Genomic DNA, 21,429 nt, shown 5'->3' with positions numbered 1-21,429 from the left:
ATCGGCCTCAGGCATTACTCAGGCATCGGCGTCGCTGGTCTCAGGCCCTCCCGCTCCTTCGACCGTCTTGCCGTTCAGCCCTTCCAGGAAGCGGATCACCGTCTCGGCCTCACGCGTACGCGTGAACGGCGGCAGGCTCTGCCAGATCTGGCGACCGTAGGGTTTTTCCACCAGCCGTGTATCGCAGATCATCAGCACGCCGCGATCGGACTCCGACCGGATCAGGCGTCCAGCGCCCTGCTTCAGCGTGATGACCGCATGCGGCAACTGATGCACGGCAAACGGACTCAAACCCTTCTTCTGCAGCACCTCCATGCGCGCCGCGAGGACGGGATCATCGGGCGGCGCGAATGGCAGCTTGTCGATGATGACCAGTGAGAGCGCTTCGCCGCGCACGTCCACGCCTTCCCAGAAACTCTGGCTGCCCACCAATACGGCATTGCCGAGTTGGCGGAAGCGGTCCAGCAGTTCCGTGCGGCTCGCCTGGCCCTGGACGAGCAGCGGCAGATCCAGACCCTTCTCGGCAAACAGGTCGTAGAGCATGTCCGACGCCTTCTGCACCGCGCGCAGCGTGGTGCAGAGCAGGAACGTGCGACCTCCGGCCGCCTCGATCAGCGGCAGCGCCTTCTCCACGACGGCTTCCGTAAACTGCGGGGAATTCGGCGCCGGCATCTCGCGCGGCACGTAGAGCAGGCCCTGCTTCGCGTAGTCGAAGGGGCTAGGCAACGTCAACGAGCGGTCCTTGTCGAGTCCGAGCTGCGCGGCGTAGTGCGTGAAATTGCCCTTGACCGATAGCGTGGCCGACGTGAATACCCATGCGCGCGGATGCCCGGCGCGCTGGCGCGAGAAGATCGGCGCAATCGAAAGCGGTGTGCGATGCAGTTGCACCGTGTGAGAGAAGACCTCTACCCAACGCACGGTTTCCGGGCCCAGTGACATCGGCTCGGGCGCTGCAGCCGTCTCGGCACCATCCGCACCTTCTTCCGCCACGGCGGGTGTCGGGGTGACACTCACGCGGTCATCGCGCCATGCCGCCAGTCGCTGCGCCAGTTCCACGGCGCGGCGATGGCACTGCTCGAGCGTTTCGGCACGCTCGGCCTGCGACTCCAGCGCCTCGACAAAATCGGACAAGGCAGTGTCCAGCGCATCGAGCGTTTCATTGAAGGGTTCGCGCATGCGTGGATCGGCCTCGATCTGACCCAGCGCCAGCCGCATGTTCTCCTTGCTGAACGCCAGCCGCAGGTCGCGCGCGGCGCGTTCGAGCGGCGCACCCAGGGCCACCCAGTCCACGGCATCGCGTGCATGGGACAGCCCTTCGGCCACGGTATCGCGCGCCAGTTCAAGCAACTGGCTCGTGGACAGCGTCTCGCCGAAGAACAGCGTGGCCGTTTCCGGCAACTGGTGGGCTTCGTCGAAGATCACGGTATTGGCGGCGGGCAGCAGCTCGGCCATGCCGGTATCGCGCAGCACCACATCGGCAAAGAACAGGTGGTGGTTGACCACCACCACGTCCGCCTGCTGGGCCTCCTTGCGCGCCCGCATCACAAAGCATTCCTTGTACTGCGGGCATTCGCTGCCCAGGCAGTTGTCGCGCGTGGACGTGACCATTTGCCAGACGGGCGCGTTTTCGGGCACGGCAGCCAGTTCGGCCTTGTCACCGGTCGCGGTGGTCTTGGCGAACTTCGCGATGTCGCGCAACCATGCCGCATCCTGCTTGGATGCCAACCGGCCATTGGCCTGCGCGCGCTCCAGGTGGTAGTGGCACAGGTAGTTGGCACGGCCCTTGAGCAGCGCGATCGATATCGGCACGTTCAGTGCATGACGCACCGTCGGGATATCGCGCAGATAAAGCTGGTCTTGCAGGTTCTTTGTGCCCGTGGACAGGATGACCTTGCCGCCCCACAGCATCGCCGGTACGAGGTAGGCAAAGGTCTTGCCGGTGCCGGTGCCGGCTTCGACGATGACCGTATCGTTCTGCGAAATGGCATCCGCCACCGCCTCGGCCATCTTCTGCTGCGAGGCCCGCGGACGATAGCCGGGAATGGCCGTCGCCAGCGTGCCGGTCTCCGCGAACATCGTCGACAGTTGCGACTTCTGCAAGGCCACCTGGCTGGCAGAGGCCACCGCTACCGCTTCGCCGATGGATTCGGGAGGCTCGGCGGGTTCGGGCGTGTCGGCGGCTGGATCACCGGGCAGGTCTGCGGCGTCGGAGAGGAGATCGGGCTGGGGCAAGATGTTTGGGTGGGGTTTTCTTTTGGGCGGGCTCGCCTGATGCGAACGGGCCGGGCACTGCTACCGGGGTCAGGCCGGTACGTCCGGTTCCACGTGCAGTTGCAGCAGCGTGATGGCGTCCTTGAGCTTGAGCCGGCGCTTCTTGAGCCGACGCAACTGCAGTTCGTCATGCGCGGGATCGGATGACAGTCGGTCGATCAGGAAATCGAGATCGCGGTGTTCGATCTGCAATTCAATGATCTGCCGTTCCAGGGTGTTCAGATGTTCATCCATGATGCCTTCCTGCTGCACTGCGGCGGCGGATGCCACCGCAAAGGGCGCGCCGAATCAGAAGCCGAACGGACTCGGACTCTTCCCGCTGCCCTGCCCTTCCTTCTGCTTTTCCTCGGCCTTGGCCCGGCGTTCATCCAGATCCTTCTGGCGCTGCACCGCGTCCTGCTGCTTCTGCTCGTAGGCCTTGACGTTTTCTTGTCGCTGACGCGCCTGCTCGGCCCCCTTCTGACGGGCTTCCTCGATGCGGGCGTCGCGCTCGCCCTGCTTCTGCTGGTACGCCGCCGCGTTGGCAGCGCGCTCAGGCGCCTGCGCATTGGCCTGCGCATCGCGCGCCGCCTGCTCCTGCTGCTTGCGGTCGAACGCGTCGCGGCTGGCCTGTTCGTTGGCCGCGCGGCCCGGCTGGCCCGCTTCGTACTCGGCGCGGCGGATAGCCTGGTTGCGGTCGCGCTGGGCGGCCCGGAAGGCCCGCTCGGCATCGCCCACCTCAAGATCCTTGGCGCGCAGCACCTGCAACTCCGCGCGCTGCTGATCCTTGGCCTTGTCGATGCAGTTGTTGGTCAGGAACTTGCTGTAGCACTCGCGCTCGGCCACCGCAAAACGGTACTTGGCCCATGCGCGCGAATCGTCGATGGCGCGGCGCTCGGCCTGGAAGTCGCGCGGCGTGCCCGGATCGGCCGGAATAGCCGGATTGGCAGCCGCCGCGGATGGGGCCGACGCCTGCGCGTGCGCAGCATGCGGCGCGACGGCCAGCAGTGCGGCCAGAGCGAAGGCGGAAACAGTAAGGGAAAGCGGGAGAGCCATGACGGCCGCTTGGGGCTTGACGATCATGGCGCGATTCTAGCATCCGGGGCCACATCGGGCCCCCGCGCGAAGCGTTACGAAGTGAGCCCGGGACCATGGCCGCGCGCATCGTGCCGAATTGCGGGTGTAAAAGGTGTCTCTCCGTCACCGGAACGGTCCTGCGCTTGTGGCACAATGCCCCGCTTTCGACTGACCGTTTTCTCGATGTCCAAGCTGCCTGCTGCCGTCCTGCAAAAGATTGTGTCGCTGATCGCGGCCGAACTATCCGTGCAACCCCGCCAGGTGGCGGCTGCCATCGACCTGTTGGACGAAGGCGCCACGGTCCCCTTTATCGCCCGCTACCGCAAGGAAGTCACAGGAAACCTGGACGACACCCATCTGCGGAATCTCGAAGAGCGCCTGCTCTACCTGCGCGATATGGAAGACCGCCGCGCCACGATCCTGGCCTCCATCGAGGAACAGGGCAAGATGACCGATGCACTGCGCACGGCCATCGAAGCTGCCGAGACCAAGCAGACGCTCGAAGACCTCTACCTCCCCTACAAGCCCAAGCGCCGCACGCGTGCGCAGATCGCCCGCGAATGCGGTCTGGAGCCACTGGCGCAAGCGCTGCTGGCCGATCCCACGCTCGACCCGCAAGCCGAAGCCGCCAAGTTCGTCAACGGCAACCCGACCGCCGATGGTGGCGTGCCCGACGTGAAGGCTGCGCTCGATGGCGCGCGCGACATCCTCTCCGAACAATTTGGCGAAACCGCCGAATTGCTCGGCAAACTGCGCGAGCACCTCTGGAACAACGGCGTAGTGGCCTCGTCCGTCATGGAAGGCAAGGAAACCGCCGAGGAAGAGAAGTTCCGCGATTACTACCAGTACAGCGAGACCATTCGCACCGTGCCGTCGCACCGTGCACTGGCCCTGTTCCGCGGACGCAATGCGGGCGTGCTGCTGATCAAGCTCGGCCTGGGCGAGGAACAGGACGCGATGGTGCCGCATCCGTGCGAAGGCATGATCGCGCGCCATGTCGGCATCGAGAACCGTAACCGTCCGGCGGACAAGTGGCTGGCCGATGTGTGCCGCTGGTGCTGGCGCGTGAAGGTGCAGCCGCACATCGAGACCGAACTGCTGACGCAACTGCGCGAGACCGCTGAAGCCGAGGCCATCAAGGTTTTCGGTCGCAACCTGCACGAACTGCTGCTGGCCGCACCGGCGGGTCCGAAGTCTGTGATGGGTATCGATCCGGGCATCCGCACCGGCTGCAAGATCGCCGTGGTCGATCACACTGGCAAGCTGCTGGAAACAGCTACGATCTATCCGCACGAGCCGCGCCGCGACTGGAATGGCTCGCTGGCTGTGATGGCTCGCCTTGCCAAGCAGCACAACGTGGCACTGTGCTCGATCGGCAACGGCACCGCCAGCCGCGAAACCGACAAGCTTGTGCAGGACCTGATGAAGAACCTGCCCGATCTTAAGCTGACCAAGATCGTGGTCAGCGAGGCTGGTGCCTCGGTGTACTCCGCATCGGAACTGGCTGCCAAGGAGTTCCCGGAACTGGACGTGTCGCTACGTGGCGCGGTGTCGATCGCCCGCCGCCTGCAGGACCCGCTGGCGGAACTGGTCAAGATCGATCCGAAGTCGATTGGCGTGGGCCAGTATCAGCACGATGTGAACCAGCGCGAATTGGCCCGCGCGCTCGACGCCGTGGTGGAAGATTGCGTGAATGCGGTGGGCGTGGACGTGAATACGGCCTCGGCGCCGCTGCTGGCGCGGGTATCGGGCCTGAACTCGGTACTGGCACGCAACATCGTCGATTTCCGCGATGCCAACGGCGCCTTCGCGAATCGCGATGCGCTGAAGAACGTGCCACGCCTGGGCGACAAGACGTTCGAGCAGGCCGCCGGCTTCCTGCGCATCAACACCGGCGACAATCCGCTGGACCGCTCGTCGGTTCACCCGGAAGCCTATCCGGTGGTGCAGAAGATTCTGGAACACATCAAGAAGGGCTTGTCCGACGTGATGGGTAACCGCGAGGCACTGCGCGGCGTATCCGCCCAGCAGTTTGCCGATGACAAGTTCGGCCTGCCCACCGTGCGCGACATCCTGACGGAACTCGAAAAGCCGGGCCGCGACCCGCGCCCCGAGTTCAAGACCGCGACGTTCCAGGAAGGCGTGGAAGACGTGAAGGACCTGCAGCCGGGCATGATCCTGGAAGGCGTGGTCACCAACGTGGCCGCCTTCGGCGCGTTCGTCGATATCGGCGTACACCAGGACGGGCTGGTCCACATCTCGGCGCTGTCGACGAAGTTCGTCAAAGATGCGCATGAAGTGGTCAAGGCCGGCCAGATCGTCAAGGTCAAGGTGATGGAAGTGGACGTCAAGCGCAACCGGATCGGCCTGACCATGCGCCTGGACGACGAACCGGGCCAGACGGCTGCGCGCGTTGGCGGTGGTGGCGATCGCGGCAATGATCGCGGCCAGCGTAGCGGCGGTGGCAATCGCAATGCTGGCGGCGGTCAGCGTCAACCGGAAACGCAAGGTGCGATGGCGGCTGCGTTTGCGAAGTTGAAGCGGTAAGCGTTTTCAACTTCCGCTTGGTTTGCCCCCTCTCCGGCAAGCGGGAGAGGGGAACAAGATTCAAAAACAAAAAACCCCGCAACTGCGGGGTTTTTTGTTCCTTAAATTTCCACCTTCGTCCCCAACTCCACCACCCGGTTGGTCGGGATCGAGAAGAAGTCCGAGGGCTTGGCGCCGTTCTGATGCATCCAGGCGAACAGGCTCTCGCGCCACATCGACATACCCGGCAGCTTGGATGGGATCACCGATTCCCGGGCGATGAAGAACGAGGTCTCCATCAGTTCGAACTGCATGTTGAGCTTGCGCTGCGCAAGGTCCAGCACGCGTTGCACGTCGGGGGTTTCCTTGAAGCCATATTCGGAATTCAGGATGAACACGCCGCCGCCGAGATCCTTGCAGCTCAGGCGCTGGTCATCGTCGACATAGGGAATGTCGCGCGTTACGAAGCACAGGAACACCACGCGCTCATGCAGCACGCGATTGTGCTTCAGGTTGTGCAGCAGCGACACCGGCACCGATTCGGTATTGCCCGTCAGGAACACGGCGGTGCCCTCCACCCGATGCGGCGGGTGGGCCAGCAGGCCGGCGATGAACGGTTCGAGCGGAATGCCATCCTCGAGGCTGCGGGCGCGCAGCAGCTTGCGGCCGTTGTGCCAGGTCATCAGCAGGAAGAACGCCGTGGAGCCCATCAGCAGTGGGAACCAGCCGCCCTCTGCCACCTTGAGCAGGTTGGCCGAGAAGAACGACAGGTCGACGATCAGGAATACTGCGCCGAGTGCCACCACCAGCACGCGGTTCCACTTCCAGAACCGGCGCATCACGATGACGGCCAGGAACGTGGTAATCAGCATCGTCGTGGTCACGGCAATGCCGTATGCCGCAGCCAGATTCTCGGACTTCTTGAACGACAGCACCACGCAGATCACCAGCACCAGCAGCGCCCAGTTGATCACCGGCAGATAGATCTGGCCGATCTCCGCCGCCGACGTGTACTGGATACGCATGCGAGGCAGGAATCCAAGCTGGATGGCCTGGCTCGTCAGCGAGAACGCGCCGGAAATCACTGCCTGCGACGCGATGACGGTGGCCGCCGTGGCCAGCAGCACCATCGGCAGTTGCAGCAGGTCAGGCACCATCAGGAAAAACGGATTGGCGATGGCCGCGGGGTTGCCCAGCAGCATGGCGCCCTGGCCGAAATAGTTCAGCATCAGGCACGGCATCACCATCACGAACCAGCCGTAACGGATCGGCCGGGCACCGAAGTGGCCCATGTCGATATAGAGCGCCTCGGCCCCGGTCAGCACCAGGAACACGCTGCCCAGCACGATGAACGCCTGCAGCGAATGATCCAGGAGGAACGAAATCCCGTACCACGGGTTGATCGCCTTGAGGATCTCGGGCGATTGCATCAGGTTGTACACACCCAGCGCACCAAGCGCCAGGAACCACGCCACCATGATCGGGCCAAAGAACTTGCCCACGGCGGCCGTGCCGTGGCGCTGGATGAAGAACAGCACGCACAGGATGGACAGGGTGATCGGGATCACGAAGTGCGACAGCCCCGGTGCGGCGATCTCCAGGCCCTCCACGGCCGACAGCACCGAGATAGCCGGCGTGATGACCGCGTCGCCATAGAACATGCAGGCGCCGAAGATGGCCGACATCATGATGATCTTGGCCATACGCGAACGGGGGGCCGCCGTGCGCAGCGCCAGCGCCATCAGCGCCAACACCCCGCCTTCGCCGTTGTTGTCGGCACGCATCACGAACAGCACGTACTTGATGGACACCACGACGATCATTGCCCAGAACAGCAGCGAGATGATGCCGAGCACGGCTTCGGGACTGAACGGAATGCCGTGGTCCTTGCTGAAGCATTCCTTGAGGGCGTAGAGCGGGCTAGTGCCGATGTCGCCGAAGACGACGCCGATCGCGCCGATCATCAGGGCACGCGTGCTCGGACTTTCGACGAAGTAGTGACTGGTTGTGGACTGGGTGGTCATGGATTTGGGTCAGGTGGACCGGCTCGCGGCCTCCGCACGCCAAAGTGACTTGACGGGCACAGTTTCTCTCTCGCAAGCGGTTCCGGTCCCCGATGGGGCGTGTTGGCCTTCTCAGTTTCTATTGCGTTGCACAAACGCGCGCATTCTAGAGGAAGTGCCGTAGGACGACCACTGTTGTAATTCCCAGCACAGCCGCACGATCGATCAAGGATGGGAAAGAAGGCTCGCCGGGTCAAGCTCGGCACGCGCTCGAACCGTGGGACATCACACCGTGCCGCCGTTGCGAGAGCACGACAGACATGGATCAAGCTCCACTTTTAGTAATGTGATGGTTTCAAACGCCCGTCTTCGCGATGTCAGACGCCAAGGTATCGATCCAGCGCAGCGGGCGCAGCGGCCAACTCGGCGGCTGGGCCCGCCATGGCGACGAGCCCTTTCTCCAGCACCACCACGCGCTCGGCATGGGCCAGGACGGCCCGATAGTTGCGATCCACAACGATCGATGCAATCCCGGTGGCACGCACCGTGGCAATCACGTTCCAGATCTCGTGGACGATCTTCGGTGCCAGGCCCTCGGTGGCCTCGTCGAGGATCAGGCAATCCGGGTTCGTCATCAGCGCGCGACCAATCGACAACATCTGCTGTTCGCCGCCGGATAGCTGCTGCCCGCCGTGCGAGAGGCGCTCCTTGAGCCGGGGGAACAGGTCGAGCACGCGCGACTCGTCCCAGTCGCGGCGCCCGTTGCAGCCCGGTCGCGCCGCCATCAGCAGGTTCTCGCGCACGCTCAGGTTCGGAAAAATTCCGCGCCCTTCCGGCACATAGGCCACGCCGAGCCGAGCTACCTCATGGGGCCGGGCACGCGACATATCGCGTCCGGCCACCCGGATCGCGCCCTCGCGCTCGCGGACGTGGCCGAGGATGGTGCGCAGCAGTGTGCTTTTGCCCATCCCGTTACGACCCAGCAGGCCCACGGTCTCGCCAGCCCCAACGCGGAAGTCGACGCCGCGCAGCACGTGGCTGGAGCCATACCAGGCGTTGACGCCAGCAATGTCGATGATGTCTGCGGCGCTCATACCGATTCTTCCTCGCCGAGATAAGCCAGTTGCACCTCGCGATTGGCGCGGATCGAAGCCGGATCTCCCGATGCGATCACGCTGCCGTTGACCATCACCGTGATGCGGTCCGCTACCGCGAACACGGCTTCCATATCGTGTTCGACCAGCAGGATCGCGTGCCCGTCGCGCAGGCCGCGCAGGAGATCGAGCATGCGGGCCGATTCCTCGGCACCCATGCCGGCCAGCGGCTCGTCGAGCAGCAACGCCACGGGCTCCGTCGCCAGGCACATCGCCACTTCGAGTTGACGCTTCTGCCCGTGGGCGAGTTCGCTGGCCACGCGATCGGCGTGCTGCACCAGCCCGGCGCGCTCCAGCGCATCGTCGGCCAGGCTGCGGCTGGTACGGCAACCCTGCGCCGGCTCCCAGATCCGCCATGCCCGCTGCGCGCGAGATTGCGCAGCGAGCCTGCAGTTCTCGCGCACGGTCAGCGGCAGGAAGATGTTGTTGCGCTGGTAGCTGCGCCCCACCCCTTGCCGGGCCAGCTTCGGCTGCGGCCAGCCGGTGACATCCTGTCCCTGCAGGTCGAGGCGGCCTTCGCTGGGCGGCAGTTCTCCCGACATCAGGTTGATCAGCGTCGACTTGCCCGCGCCATTGGTGCCGATCACCGCGTGGATCTCGTGCAGGTGAAGCGACAGATCCACCTGGTTCACCGCCGTCAGGCCACCGAAGCGGCGCGTCACCGCATGCGCCTGCATCACTGGTGCGGCGCGATTCGTATTCGAATCCGTGTTCATACGGCCTCCCGGCTGCGTGCAGCGGATTCCGGCGCTTCGCCCTGCTGGCGTTGGCGACGCGGCGAGCGATGGCGCAGCACAGTGGGCACGCTGACCAGTCCGCGTGGCAGCAACGCTACGGCGGCGATGATGAAACCGCCCATCAGCAGTTGCCAGTGTTTGGTCAGCGCGCCGAACCATTCGGCCAGCAGCACGAACGAGAACGCGCCCAGCACCGCGCCGGCCAGGCTGCCCACGCCGCCCAGGATCACCATCAGCATCGCATTGCCCGACTGGTGCCACGAGGCGATCTCCGGATTCACGAAACCGAACTGGATGGCGTAGAGAAAGCCCGCCACCCCCGCCAGCATCCCGCCCGCCACGAAGGCGCCGAGCTGGTAGCGATACGTGGCGTATCCCGCTGCGCGCATGCGCTGCTCGTTGTGACGAATGCCAACCAGTGCATGGCCGAACCGCGACCGCAGCAGCAGCGCGAGCACGGCAACTGTCAGCACCAGCGCCGCCAGCACGAGCCAGTAGAACTGCACGGGCTCGTTGACGGTCATCGGCTGCTCGGAGAACAGCCCGAACTCCGGGCGGAAGTAGATATAGGTGCCGTCGCTGCCGCCCGCGATCTTGGTGTCGTGGAACACGAAATACACCATCTGCGCGAAGGCCAGCGTGACCATGATGAAATAGATGCCCCGCGTGCGCAGCACCAGCGCACCCACCACGAGGGCCAGCAGTCCCGACGCGCCCACCGCCCCGAGCAGCAGCAGCCAGCCGTTGCCTGCCCCGCCCTGGGGCGCGAGCATGGCCGTGGCATAGGCGGCCATCGCAAAGTACGCCGCATGACCCAGGCTGACCAGCCCTGTGTATCCGATCAGTAGTTGCAGCGACAACGCGAAGATCGCCATGATCATCACCTTGCTGAGCAGCTCGACGTAGTACTTGTGGCTATCCGCAGTCAGCAGCAGCGGCGCGGCGCAGAGTAACGCTAGCGCGATGACCCAGCCAGCGGCAGCCAGCCATGCGGGACGGCGGACTTCGAGCGGCGGCGGGGTTTCGGTGTTGGTTTGCATTTGAATCCAGCTCGGTTACGCGCTCCCCTCTCCCGCCTGGCGGGAGAGGGGTCGGGGGAGAGGGCCAGCGCCTCGTTCCAGACGAATTGCAATTTGCACCGCCTACCCCCCTCTCCCGCGTAGCGGGAGAGGGGAGCAAACAATCGGTCATCCTTCGTTCTACCCCGCCTTGAACAACCCCTGGGGTTTCCAGATCAGAATCACCGCCATCAGCAGGTACACCAGCACCCCTGCGGCGTCCTGCCAGAAGACCTTGCCGAAGGTATCGACGAAGCCGATCAGCAGCGATGCCACGAGCGCGCCCTTGACCGAGCCGATGCCGCCGATGACCACTACCACGAAGCAGATGATCAGCACCTGCCCGCCCATGCCCGGATAGACCGACGACACAGGCGCCGCAATCATCCCCGCCAGTACGGCCAGCGCCACACCCAGGGCGAACACGAAGCGATACAGCACATTCACATTGACGCCGAGCGACTGCACCATCTCGCGGTTCGAGGCGCCGGCGCGGATCATCATCCCCACGCGGGTGCGGCGAATCACGTAGTACATGGCACCGGCCACCAGCAGGCAGACCGCCGAGATGAAGAGCCGGTAGACCGGATACGTCATGTCGTTGCCGATGGGCAGCGACCCGGCCAGCAGCTCTGGCACGGACACGCCGTGCACATCGTCGCCCACCAGGATGCTTCGCAACTCCTCGAAGACCAGGATCAGGCCATAGGTCATCAGCACCTGCTGCAGGTGGTCGCGGTGGTACAGGTAGCTGAAGAAGGCCCATTCAAGCACGTAGCCGAATGCCACCGCCAGCACGATGCCGAGCGGCAACGCAATGAACAGGTTGCCGGTCAGGCTGGCCAGCGTGAATGCCAGGTAGGCGCCCAGCATGTAGAAGCTGCCATGGGCGAGGTTGATCACGCCCATGATGCCGAAGATCAGGGTCAGCCCGCTGGCCACCAGGAACAGCAGCAAACCGTACTGCACGCTGTTCAGGCATTGAATCAGAAACGAAACGAGGTCCATGCGGGCTTACCGTTGCACCAAAGTCACCAAAGTCACGAAAGACAAAGCAGGAACGATCACAGGCGGCAGCCGCGCGCCGGATCGGCCAGCGCCTTCACCGCCACGGTGCTGACCTTGTTCTCGCGACCATCTACCTTGCGCAAGTAGAAGTCCTGCACCGGGTTATGCGCCTTCGACAACGTGAACGCACCGCGCGGGCTATCCACCTTGGCCGCTTCCATGGCCTTGATGACTTCGGGCTTGCGCGTCATGTCCCCCTTCACCGCGTTGGCGCCAGCCGCCAGCAACTGCGCGGCGTCGAAGCCCTGCACCGCGTAGACATCGGGCTGCAGCTTGTATTGCTTGGCGTAGTCCAGGCGGAAGGCCTTGTCGCGCGGATTGGTCAGGCCATCGGCGTAATGCAGCGTGGTCTCCAGCCCCTGTGCCGCCGCGCCCTGCGCCTCCAGCGTGCCGTCGGTCAGGAAGCCCGAGCCGTACAGCGGAATCTTGTCCTTGAGGCCCGCAGCCTGCCAGTCTTTGACGAACTTGACTGCGCCACCGCCAGCGAAGAATACGAACACGGCGTCAGGCTTCAGCGATGCCACCTCGGTAATCAGCGCCTGGAACTCGACGTTCGGGAACGGTACGCTCAGTTCCTTGACGACCTTGCCGCCCTTGGCTTCGAACGCCTCCTTGAAGCCCTTGACCGACTGCTCGCCCGCCGCGTACTTCCACGTCAGCGTGACCACCTTCTTCATGCCACGCTCGGCCACCACGTGGCCCATTGCGTAGCCGGGCTGCCAGTTCGAGAACGACGAGCGGAAGATGTTCGGGCCGCACAACGGGCCAGTGGCCTCGTCTGCACCGGCATTGGGAATGATCAGCAGCGTGTTGTTTTCCTTGGCGACCTTGACGATGCCCATCTGCACGCCGGAATGCACCGTGCCCACCACCACATCGACCTGATCGCGCTTGATCAGCTTGGTGGCGTTTTCCGGGGCTTTGGCCGGGTCCGATTCATCGTCGACCTTGAAGTACTCCACATCGCGCCCGCCGAGCTTGCCGCCCTGCTGCTGCACATACATCCGGAAACCGTTCTCGATGGCCGTGCCGAGCGCCGCGTAGGTGCCCGTGTAGGGCAGCATGAAACCCACCTTGATCTTGGCGCCCGATGCGGGTGCAGCCGGCGCAGCGGTCTGGGCGACGGCGCCCGTACCGGCCGCGAGCAGCGCCGCGGTGCCGAGCCAAAGGGACAAACGACGAACGCGGGGCGGCCTGCGCGATGCATTGCGATGCATGAAATCTCCTCCTGGTGGTCTGAAGCCCGAGGCACGCCTTGCAGCCCGGAGCGTTGAAACCCGGGAACCGAGAAGCCGGCGGCGCCAATTATTTTAGGATTGAAGTATGTGTGTTTATAAACGCCACGGTGGCCGCCGTCAATGCACCGGTCTGGTCGCGGTGCGGCGAGTGCCCACAGCGCGCGAGTTTAAGCAGCACGGTTTGCGGGGCAAATTGATGGATACCCTCGATCTGCGCCATCGTGCCGTACTCGTCGTCCTCGCCCTGCACGGCCAGCACCGGGCAACGAATACCGTCGAGCAGCGGACGCAGGTCGAAGCGACGGAACGCCGGATCGAGCCAGATATCGTTCCAGCCCCAGAACGCCGAGTCCACATCGTTGTGGTGGCGTGCCAGCCGCGCGCGCAGGTCGGTGGTCAGGTAGGTGTGGCGTGTGGCGGCAATGCTGCGCACGGACAGATCCTCCACCTCGATATGCGGCGCCAGCACCGTGATGCCGTCCACTGCATCGGGGAAGCTGGCCGCGTGGATCAGCGCGATAGACCCGCCATCACTGTGACCAAGCAGCCAGGGCTTGCCATGGCGACGCCCCGGGCCGATGTCGAGCGCCTCGAACAGTGCGGGCAATGCCTCGCGCGCCTGGCGATGCATGAAGTCGACGCCCCACTTTTCGTCGTGTGGCCGGGGCGTGGAACCGCCATAGCCATACCGCGAGAACACCAGTCCACGAAAATCCCCAGCCTCGCACAGCTTGTGCGGGAAGTCGCGCCACATGGCCACGGAGCCCAGCCCCTCATGCAGAAACACCACCAGCGGACGCCGCGCGCGCTCGGGCCGCAGCCACTGGTATTCAATCTCGATCTGCCGCCCGTCAAACGGAATGCGCACCGCTTCACTGCTCATGTCATCACCCTGCCTCGCTGCCCTTCACTTCACGCCGCGCCTCACGCCACCCGTGCTGCGTCCTCGCGCTGGCGCAGGCGGAACCGTTGGATCTTGCCAGTGGCCGTCTTCGGCAACTCGGCCACGCATTCGATCTGGCGCGGATACTTGTACGGCGCCAGCTTCGTCTTGACGAACGCCTGCAACTCGCCCGCCATGCCGTCGTGCCATTGCTGTCCGGGGCGCAGTACCACGAATGCCTTTGGCTTGACCAGTTCATCGGCATCGGTCACGCCAATCACGGCGGCTTCCAGCACGGCCGGATGCTGGGCCAGCGCCGCCTCTACCTCGAACGGCGATACGTAGATGCCGCCCACCTTGAGCATGTCGTCGCTGCGGCCCGCGTACGTGTAATAGCCATCCGCATCGCAGACATACTTGTCTCCGCTGCGCGTCCAGGCGCCCTGGAACGTATCGCGGCTCTTGTCACGATTGCACCAGTACATCAGCGCCGCCGATGGCCCCTTGATATAGAGATCGCCGATCTCACCCGCTGCGCAGGGCTGCCCCTGTTCGTCGAGCAACTTCAGCTCGTAGCCGGGCACAGGCTTGCCCGTGGTGCCGTAGCGTACCTCGCCCGGACGGTTCGACAGGAAGATGTGCAGCATCTCCGTGGAGCCGATGCCATCGAGGATGTCGCAGCCGAAATGCGCCAGAAAGCGGTCACCAATGTCGCGCGGCAGCGCCTCGCCGGCCGATGTGCAGACGCGCAGCGCTACGCTGGCCCGCTCGGGCAGGTCTGCGCTGGCAAGCATGCCGGCGAACAAGGTCGGCACCCCGCAGAACACCGAGGGACGATGCGCGGTCAGCCGCTGGAATACCGCTTGCGGCGTGGGCCGCTCGGCCATCAGCACCGTCGTGGCGCCCACCGACATCGGAAAGGTCAGTGCATTGCCCAGTCCGTAGGCAAAGAACAGCTTGGCCGCCGAGAACACCACGTCGTCCTCGCGAATGCCGAGCACCTGGCGTGCGTAGAGATCGGCGGTATGAAAGAGGTTGCCGTGGGTATGCACTGTGCCTTTCGGCCGCCCTGTGGAGCCCGACGAGTAGAGCCAGAACGCGATATCGTCCGGGCCCGTCGCCACGGCATGTTCGAGAGGCGCGGCGGTGTCCGCCAAGTTCCCCACGGTCGGCAATCCCTCGCCCGGGTCGGTGTGGGGAGCGGCCGCGATGATCTCTGGCGACAGCGCTGCCTTGTCCATGGCGTTGCGCATCATGGGCAGCAGGGGAGCGGACACCACCACGGCGCGCGCGCCGCTGTGCTCCAGCATGTACGCGTAATCGTCGACGGTAAGCAGTGTGTTGACTGCCACCGGCACCACGCCAGCCAGCAGGCAGCCAAGAAATGCGGTGGGAAAATCGATGGTGTCGAGCGCGCATAACAGCACGCGCTCCTCACGACGAAAACCTGCCTGACGCAGCGCCCCCGCAAAACGCCGGCTGCGCGCATCGAGTTCGGCATAGGTGAGCGCGCCCGCATCATCGATATATGCGGGCTTGCCGCCACGGCCGGCGCGAAGATTGCGCGAGAGCAAGTCGTCGGCGGCGTTGTAGCGCGCAGGAAGCGCCGTCACCGGGGTCGCCTCGGCGGCACTGGAAGTTGGGGGCATGTCTCACTCCTCTGGCCAACCGGGTCATCGAAAGTCCAAATGCGGCCCGTGTGGCTGTCAGCAGTTTGTCTTCTTGTCCGGTCAGCGCGTCCGCCGGAGGTTATGCGATGCATTTTATTTCATATCGACTATTATGCAAGCGAGGGTATGCACTATATAACCGCGGGTAGCCGCCGTATAATGCGCGCGCCCCGCTTCACCGCATTACCGAAACGTCTCACATATTTTTCTGACCGAACCCAGCATGCGCCGAGATCCCGAATCGCTCCTGACGCCAGGCACCAGCGCCGAACCTCGCGCCACGGGCGAGCGCGACCCCTATCTCACGCACCTGGGCGAGCGCATCCGCTCGCTACGCGCGGCGCGGGGCATGTCGCGCAAGGACTTGGCGCGCGGCGCCGATGTCTCGGAACGTTATCTCGCCAATCTGGAGACCGGCACCGGCAATGCGTCGGTGCTACTGCTGCGCCAGGTGGCCAGCGCACTCGACGTACCCTTGCCCGTGGTACTGGCAGAGGTGGATGGCCATATCGATGGTGCGGGCCAGTCCGGCCATCGCGCCGCCGAGTTCTCCCAACTGGTGCAATGGCTCGCCCAACTGCCAGCCGGCGATCTGGCGCGCGTTCGCGACGCCGCCCGCCACGCGCTTGCCCCTGCGGAATCGCGCGATGCACGGCATCGACGCATCGCGCTGATTGGACTGCGTGGCGCCGGAAAGTCCACGCTGGGGCGCGCACTGGCCGCCGCCGAGGGGATGCCGTTTGTCGAACTCAATGCAGTCATCGAGCGGGAAGCCGGCGCCAGCCTGTCTGAAATCCACTCGCTATACGGCCAGGCCGCCTATCGTCGCTATGAAAGTCGCGCACTGGATCGCGTGCTGCGCGAGCACGACTCCATGGTGCTGGCCGCGCCAGGCAGCCTTGTCTCAGAACCGGCCACATTTAACCTGCTGCTGGCCCGGTGCTTCACGGTTTGGGTACGGACCTCGCCCGAGGAACACATGGCGCGTGTGGTGGCCCAGGGCGACATGCGCCCCATGGAAGGCAACCGCGAAGCCATGGCCGATCTGCGCCGCATCCTGCAGGCCCGCACGCCGCTCTACTCGCGTGCCGACGTATCGCTCGATACCAGCGGTCAGGACGCTTCCACTTCCCTCAAGGCGCTGCAGACCATGCTGGTCCCGGCGCCGCATTGACGCCCCTCGACCCGGGCCCAAAAAGGTAGGGTTCCGGCGGCCTTGCAACGCGCCTGACAGTGCACTATATTTCATGCCAAACGATACGGCACTATAGTGCACCGAAGGAGACATCCCCATGCCGACGGCCCCCAATCCCGCCGAACCCGCGCCCCCGCCTGTCACGTTCGAGCGCGATCCTGCGCACTACCGCCACTGGAAGCTCGCGTTTGACGGCCCGGTCGCCACGCTGGCGATGGGCGTTGATGAGGAAGGTGGGCTGCGTCCCGGCTACACGCTGAAACTCAACTCCTACGATCTGGGAGTGGACATCGAACTGCACGACGCGCTGCAACGCATCCGCTTCGAGCATCCGGAAGTCCGCACTGTGGTCATTACTAGCGCCCGTGACCGCATCTTCTGCTCGGGCGCCAATATCTTCATGCTTGGGAAATCCAGCCACGCGTGGAAGGTGAACTTCTGCAAGTTCACCAACGAAACACGCAATGGCATCGAGGACGCGAGCCGCCACTCCGGCCTGAAGTTCATCGCCGCCTGCAACGGCACCACGGCTGGTGGCGGCTATGAGTTGGCGCTGGCCTGCGACGAGATCGTGCTCGTGGACGACCGCTCGTCAGCCGTCAGCCTGCCCGAGGTTCCCCTGCTCGCCGTACTGCCCGGCACCGGCGGTCTCACCCGCGTGACGGACAAGCGCCGCGTCCGCCGCGACCACGCCGACATCTTTTGCCTGACCACCGAGGGCGTGCGCGGCCAGCGGGCTCGCGACTGGCGGCTGGTGGACGAGGTGGTCAAGCCAGCGCGATTTGCCGAGCACGTGCGCGAACGTGCGCAGGCACTGGCTGCCCAGAGCGATCGGCCCTCGGACGCTGCTGGCATCACGTTGACGCCGCTCGCACGCAAGGTCGAGGACAACGGCTATCGCTATGACACCGTACACGTCGATGTCGATCCCGACACGCGCCGCGCCACCATCACGGTTGCGGCACCTGCATCGGACCAACCGACCGATCTGCCCGGCCTGCTCGCCGCTGGCGCCCAGTGGTGGCCGCTCAAGATGGCGCGCGAACTCGACGACGCCATCCTCACACTGCGCACGAACCATCTCGACATCGGCATGTGGATTCTGAAGACCGAGGGCGATGCCGCGCAAGTACTGGCCGCCGATGCGCTGATGGATGCCAACGCCAGCCACTGGTTCGTGCGGGAGACCACCGGCATGTTGCGCCGTACGCTGGCGCGGCTCGATGTGTCCTCGCGCAGCCTTTTCGCGCTTGTCGAACCGGGTTCGTGCTTTGCCGGAACGTTGCTGGAACTCGCGCTTGTGGCGGACCGCACCTACATGCTGCAGTTGCCCGATAGCCCGGAGGCAGCGCCCCGCCTTCATGTTCACTCGGCAAACTTCAGCCGATATCCGATGCCGAATGGCCTCACGCGGCTCGCAGCGCGCTTCTACGAGGATGCATCCGACATCGCCGCTGTGCGCGAAGCGGTGGGACAACCACTCGACGCCGATCAAGCCGAGCAATTGGGACTCGTCACGGCAGCGCTCGACGACATCGACTGGGACGATGAAATTCGCATCGCGCTCGAAGAACGCGCAAGCCTCTCGCCCGATGCATTGACCGGGCTGGAAGCCAACCTCCGCTTTGGCGGCAAGGAGACGATGGAAACCCGTATCTTCGGCCGCCTGACCGCGTGGCAGAACTGGATTTTCAATCGCCCCAATGCCGTGGGCGAACAGGGCGCGCTCAAGGTTTTCGGCACGGGCAACAAGCCGCGCTTCGACTGGGACCGGGTCTGACCCCTCCCCTGCCAAACCCATTCATATAAGAGGAGACCCCATGAACATCGACTACAGCCAGAAGATTCCGAACAACGTCAATCTGGCCGGGGACCGCACGCTGCAACGCGCGCTGGAACACTGGCAGCCGGCGTTCCTCGACTGGTGGCAGGACATGGGTCCCGATGGCTCCCACGGCTACGATGTCTACCTGCGCACGGCCGTATCGGTCGATCCTTCCGGCTGGGCGCATTTCGATCACGTGAAGATGCCCGACTATCGCTGGGGCATCTTCCTCCAACCGGCCGATGCCGAGCGCCGCATCCACTTTGGCGAGCACAAGGGCGAAGCGGCCTGGCAGGAAGTACCCGGCGAACATCGTGCCAACCTGCGCCGCATCATCGTCACGCAGGGCGACACCGAGCCGGCCTCGGTGGAGCAGCAGCGTCACCTGGGCCTGACAGCGCCATCGCTGTACGACTTGCGCAACCTGTTCCAGGTGAACGTGGAGGAAGGCCGCCACCTCTGGGCGATGGTCTACCTGCTGCACCGGCACTTCGGCCGCGATGGCCGCGAGGAAGCCGAAGCGCTGCTGGGCCGACGATCCGGCGACGAGGACAATCCGCGCATCCTGGGGGCCTTCAACGAGCGCACGCCGGACTGGCTGGCCTTCTTCATGTTCACGTATTTCACGGACCGCGACGGCAAGTTCCAGCTCTGCGCGCTGGCCGAATCGGGTTTCGATCCGCTGGCCCGCACCACCCGCTTCATGCTGACAGAGGAAGCGCATCACATGTTCGTGGGCGAGTCCGGGGTGTCACGCGTGATCCAGCGCACCTGCGAGGTGATGCGCGAGCGCGATATCCGCGATCCCGCCGATGTGCGCGCGGCTGGCGTGATCGATCTGGAAACCATTCAGCGCTACCTGAACTTCCACTACAGCGTGACCATCGACCTGTTCGGCGCTGACCAGTCGTCGAACGCGGCCACCTTCTATAGTGCCGGCCTCAAGGGCCGCTTCGAGGAAGGCAAGCGCGCCGACGACCACGTGCTCAAGAGCGATGTCTACCGCATTCTCGAAGTCAAGGATGGCCGGCTCGGCGAACGCGAGGTGCCGATGCTGAACGCGCTGAACGAGGTGCTGCGCGACGACTACATCAAGGATTCGATGGGCGGCGTGGCGCGCTGGAACAAGGTGATCGAGAAAGCCGGCATCGACTTCCGCCTGACCGTGCCGCACAAGGCATTCAACCGCAAGATCGGTACGCTGGCCAACCTGCACGTGTCGCCCGCTGGCGAGGTCATCAGCGAGGCCGAATGGAACGCGAACGAAGACAAGTGGCTGGCCACGGAAGCAGACCGCCGCTTCGTGGCGTCACTGATGGGCCGCGTGGTAGCCCCGGGCAAGTTTGCCAACTGGATCGCACCGCCGGCCATCGGTATCAACCGGCAACCCGTGGATTTCGAATACGTGCGCTTCAACTGACTCCGACCCAACCCGACACGAACTTCGACTCACCATGGGCGCCGCCGACCTCATCAAGCAACACCTGATCGATCCGGAAATCTGCATTCGCTGCAACACGTGCGAAGACACCTGCCCGATCGACGCCATCACGCACGACGACCGCAACTACGTGGTCAAGGCCGATGTCTGCAATGCGTGCGGTGCCTGCCTCTCGCCCTGCCCCACGGGCGCCATTGATAACTGGCGCACGGTGCATAAGACCGATGCCTATCCCATCGACGCGCAGTTGCTGTGGGATGAGCTGCCGGCGGAGGTGCCAATCGCGGTATCCGCTGACGACATCGCTATCGATGCCGTACCCGATGCGCCCGGTGCAACGGACGCGCCCGTGCAACAGGTGGAAACCAGCCGCCACACCTCGGCCCGCGCGCCGTGGTCGGCCGCGCACCCCTATGTCAATCTCCACGGCCTGCGCACGCCTGCCACCGCGACGGTGGCAGGCAACTACCGGCTGACCGAGGCCGATGCATCGAGCGACATCCATCACATCGTGCTCGACTTCGGCAACCAGTTCTTTCCGATCCTCGAGGGCCAAGCCATCGGCATCGTGCCGCCTGGTGTGGATGCGTCCGGCAAGCCGCACTACATCCGCATGTATTCGGTCGCCAGCCCGCGCGATGGCGAGCGCCCCGGCTACAACAACCTCGCCCTGACCGTGAAACGCGTGGATGTCGATCACGATGGCAATCCGGTGCGAGGCGTGGCGTCGAGCTTCCTTTGCGACCTGAACAAAGGCGACACGGTGCAGGTGGTCGGGCCGTTCGGCAGCACGTTCCTGATGCCGAACCATCGCGAGGCCAGCATCATGATGATCTGCACCGGCACGGGTTCTGCACCGATGCGCGCGATGACCGAGCGCATGCGTCGCAACATGGAGCATTTCGCCGGCCGGCGGCTGCTGTTCTTCGGCGCGCGAAATCGCCGGGAGCTGCCGTACTTCGGCCCATTGCTGAAGCTGCCGAAGGACTTCCTCGATATCCACTTCGCGTTCTCGCGCGACGCCGACGTCCCACGCCGCTACGTGCAGGACGCCATCCGCGAGGCGTCGGCCAGCGTGGCCGCCCTGCTGGCCGACCCGCATGGCTACATTTATATCTGCGGGCTCAAAGGCATGGAGGAAGGCGTGTTGCGGGCATTCGCCGATGTCTGTGCGAGTGCGGGGCACGCGTGGTCCGAGATCGAGACGGCCCTGCGCGCCGAGGGACGCCTTCACATCGAAACCTATTAAGGGTTGCCCCTAGCGCCCTCGCCCGGAAATCCACCTTCCCTTCTGAAACCTGCTA

The 21,429-nt window shown here is 64.6% G+C and carries 16 protein-coding genes; 5 read left to right on the top strand and 11 right to left on the bottom strand.

Features of this window, described 5'->3' with window-relative positions; translation table 11 throughout:
* Positions 1-18: 18 nt before the first annotated feature.
* The 3 genes from GA566_RS06505 to GA566_RS06495 all read right to left on the bottom strand — a co-directional run bounded on the left by GA566_RS06505 (position 19) and on the right by GA566_RS06495 (position 3,333).
* Complete coding sequence (locus tag GA566_RS06505; protein ID WP_370459300.1) at positions 19-2,142, bottom strand: ATP-dependent DNA helicase; 2,124 nt, start codon at positions 2,140-2,142, stop codon at positions 19-21.
* Positions 2,143-2,301: 159 nt separating this feature from the next.
* Positions 2,302-2,505: a DUF465 domain-containing protein gene (locus tag GA566_RS06500; protein WP_137924430.1), complete on the bottom strand. Its 204-nt coding sequence runs from the start codon at positions 2,503-2,505 to the stop codon at positions 2,302-2,304.
* A gap of 54 nt (positions 2,506-2,559) precedes the next feature.
* Positions 2,560-3,333, bottom strand: a complete 774-nt coding sequence (locus tag GA566_RS06495; RefSeq protein ID WP_137924429.1) for a hypothetical protein — start codon at positions 3,331-3,333, stop codon at positions 2,560-2,562.
* A gap of 177 nt (positions 3,334-3,510) precedes the next feature.
* On the opposite strand from GA566_RS06495, the gene GA566_RS06490 reads away from it, so the two are divergent.
* On the top strand, positions 3,511-5,874 hold the full coding sequence (locus tag GA566_RS06490; protein ID WP_137924487.1) for a Tex family protein: 2,364 nt from the start codon (positions 3,511-3,513) through the stop codon (positions 5,872-5,874).
* A 101-nt stretch (positions 5,875-5,975) separates the two neighbouring features.
* Here GA566_RS06490 and GA566_RS06485 read toward each other — a convergent pair whose 3' ends face one another.
* The 8 genes from GA566_RS06485 to GA566_RS06450 all read right to left on the bottom strand — a co-directional run bounded on the left by GA566_RS06485 (position 5,976) and on the right by GA566_RS06450 (position 15,643).
* Positions 5,976-7,877 (bottom strand): potassium transporter Kup, encoded by a 1,902-nt coding sequence (locus GA566_RS06485; RefSeq protein WP_137924428.1) that lies wholly within the window; start codon positions 7,875-7,877, stop codon positions 5,976-5,978.
* Positions 7,878-8,233: 356 nt separating this feature from the next.
* Positions 8,234-8,950 (bottom strand): ABC transporter ATP-binding protein, encoded by a 717-nt coding sequence (locus GA566_RS06480; protein ID WP_137924427.1) that lies wholly within the window; start codon positions 8,948-8,950, stop codon positions 8,234-8,236.
* Complete coding sequence (locus GA566_RS06475) at positions 8,947-9,726, bottom strand: ABC transporter ATP-binding protein (RefSeq protein WP_137924426.1); 780 nt, start codon at positions 9,724-9,726, stop codon at positions 8,947-8,949. Before GA566_RS06475 ends, GA566_RS06480 begins: the two co-directional genes overlap by 4 nt.
* Positions 9,723-10,787: a branched-chain amino acid ABC transporter permease gene (locus tag GA566_RS06470; protein WP_137924425.1), complete on the bottom strand. Its 1,065-nt coding sequence runs from the start codon at positions 10,785-10,787 to the stop codon at positions 9,723-9,725. Before GA566_RS06470 ends, GA566_RS06475 begins: the two co-directional genes overlap by 4 nt.
* A gap of 159 nt (positions 10,788-10,946) precedes the next feature.
* Positions 10,947-11,813, bottom strand: coding sequence for a branched-chain amino acid ABC transporter permease (locus tag GA566_RS06465; protein ID WP_137924424.1), 867 nt, complete (start codon positions 11,811-11,813; stop codon positions 10,947-10,949).
* Between the two features lie 56 nt (positions 11,814-11,869).
* Positions 11,870-13,090, bottom strand: a complete 1,221-nt coding sequence (locus tag GA566_RS06460) for an ABC transporter substrate-binding protein (protein ID WP_160472111.1) — start codon at positions 13,088-13,090, stop codon at positions 11,870-11,872.
* Between the two features lie 88 nt (positions 13,091-13,178).
* Positions 13,179-13,994, bottom strand: coding sequence for an alpha/beta fold hydrolase (locus GA566_RS06455; protein ID WP_137924422.1), 816 nt, complete (start codon positions 13,992-13,994; stop codon positions 13,179-13,181).
* 41 nt (positions 13,995-14,035) lie between these two features.
* The gene (locus GA566_RS06450) at positions 14,036-15,643 is read right to left on the bottom strand and encodes a benzoate-CoA ligase family protein (RefSeq protein WP_160472109.1); all 1,608 of its coding nucleotides are present in this window, start codon (positions 15,641-15,643) and stop codon (positions 14,036-14,038) included.
* Positions 15,644-15,887: 244 nt separating this feature from the next.
* Here GA566_RS06450 and GA566_RS06445 point away from each other — a divergent pair, with 244 nt between their 5' ends.
* From GA566_RS06445 to boxA, 4 genes are all read left to right on the top strand, one after another.
* Positions 15,888-16,838: a helix-turn-helix transcriptional regulator gene (locus tag GA566_RS06445; protein ID WP_160472108.1), complete on the top strand. Its 951-nt coding sequence runs from the start codon at positions 15,888-15,890 to the stop codon at positions 16,836-16,838.
* Between the two features lie 118 nt (positions 16,839-16,956).
* Entirely contained in the window at positions 16,957-18,639 is a 1,683-nt protein-coding gene (gene boxC, locus GA566_RS06440) for a 2,3-epoxybenzoyl-CoA dihydrolase (protein ID WP_160472106.1), read from the top strand.
* Positions 18,640-18,679: 40 nt separating this feature from the next.
* Complete coding sequence (gene boxB / locus GA566_RS06435) at positions 18,680-20,104, top strand: benzoyl-CoA 2,3-epoxidase subunit BoxB (protein ID WP_137924418.1); 1,425 nt, start codon at positions 18,680-18,682, stop codon at positions 20,102-20,104.
* Between the two features lie 34 nt (positions 20,105-20,138).
* The gene (boxA, locus tag GA566_RS06430) at positions 20,139-21,374 is read left to right on the top strand and encodes a benzoyl-CoA 2,3-epoxidase subunit BoxA (protein ID WP_160472104.1); all 1,236 of its coding nucleotides are present in this window, start codon (positions 20,139-20,141) and stop codon (positions 21,372-21,374) included.
* The last annotated feature ends 55 nt before the right edge of the window (positions 21,375-21,429 follow it).

The organism is Cupriavidus sp. SW-Y-13 (assembly GCF_009793345.1).
Lineage (GTDB): Bacteria > Pseudomonadota > Gammaproteobacteria > Burkholderiales > Burkholderiaceae > Cupriavidus.
This window is presented reverse-complemented; position numbering and strand designations above follow the sequence as displayed.

Bases quoted from the DNA above. Each gene is read 5' to 3' on its own strand.
- GA566_RS06500 (WP_137924430.1), bottom strand. From the start codon at position 2,505: ATGGATGAACATCTGAACACCCTGGAACGGCAGATCATTGAATTGCAG.
- GA566_RS06495 (WP_137924429.1), bottom strand. From the start codon at position 3,333: ATGATCGTCAAGCCCCAAGCGGCCGTCATGGCTCTCCCGCTTTCCCTT.
- GA566_RS06490 (WP_137924487.1), top strand. From the start codon at position 3,511: ATGTCCAAGCTGCCTGCTGCCGTCCTGCAAAAGATTGTGTCGCTGATC.
- GA566_RS06485 (WP_137924428.1), bottom strand. From the start codon at position 7,877: ATGACCACCCAGTCCACAACCAGTCACTACTTCGTCGAAAGTCCGAGC.
- GA566_RS06480 (WP_137924427.1), bottom strand. From the start codon at position 8,950: ATGAGCGCCGCAGACATCATCGACATTGCTGGCGTCAACGCCTGGTAT.
- GA566_RS06475 (WP_137924426.1), bottom strand. From the start codon at position 9,726: ATGAACACGGATTCGAATACGAATCGCGCCGCACCAGTGATGCAGGCG.
- GA566_RS06470 (WP_137924425.1), bottom strand. From the start codon at position 10,787: ATGCAAACCAACACCGAAACCCCGCCGCCGCTCGAAGTCCGCCGTCCC.
- GA566_RS06465 (WP_137924424.1), bottom strand. From the start codon at position 11,813: ATGGACCTCGTTTCGTTTCTGATTCAATGCCTGAACAGCGTGCAGTAC.
- GA566_RS06460 (WP_160472111.1), bottom strand. From the start codon at position 13,090: ATGCATCGCAATGCATCGCGCAGGCCGCCCCGCGTTCGTCGTTTGTCC.
- GA566_RS06455 (WP_137924422.1), bottom strand. From the start codon at position 13,994: ATGAGCAGTGAAGCGGTGCGCATTCCGTTTGACGGGCGGCAGATCGAG.
- GA566_RS06450 (WP_160472109.1), bottom strand. From the start codon at position 15,643: ATGCCCCCAACTTCCAGTGCCGCCGAGGCGACCCCGGTGACGGCGCTT.
- GA566_RS06445 (WP_160472108.1), top strand. From the start codon at position 15,888: ATGCGCCGAGATCCCGAATCGCTCCTGACGCCAGGCACCAGCGCCGAA.
- boxC (WP_160472106.1), top strand. From the start codon at position 16,957: ATGCCGACGGCCCCCAATCCCGCCGAACCCGCGCCCCCGCCTGTCACG.
- boxB (WP_137924418.1), top strand. From the start codon at position 18,680: ATGAACATCGACTACAGCCAGAAGATTCCGAACAACGTCAATCTGGCC.
- boxA (WP_160472104.1), top strand. From the start codon at position 20,139: ATGGGCGCCGCCGACCTCATCAAGCAACACCTGATCGATCCGGAAATC.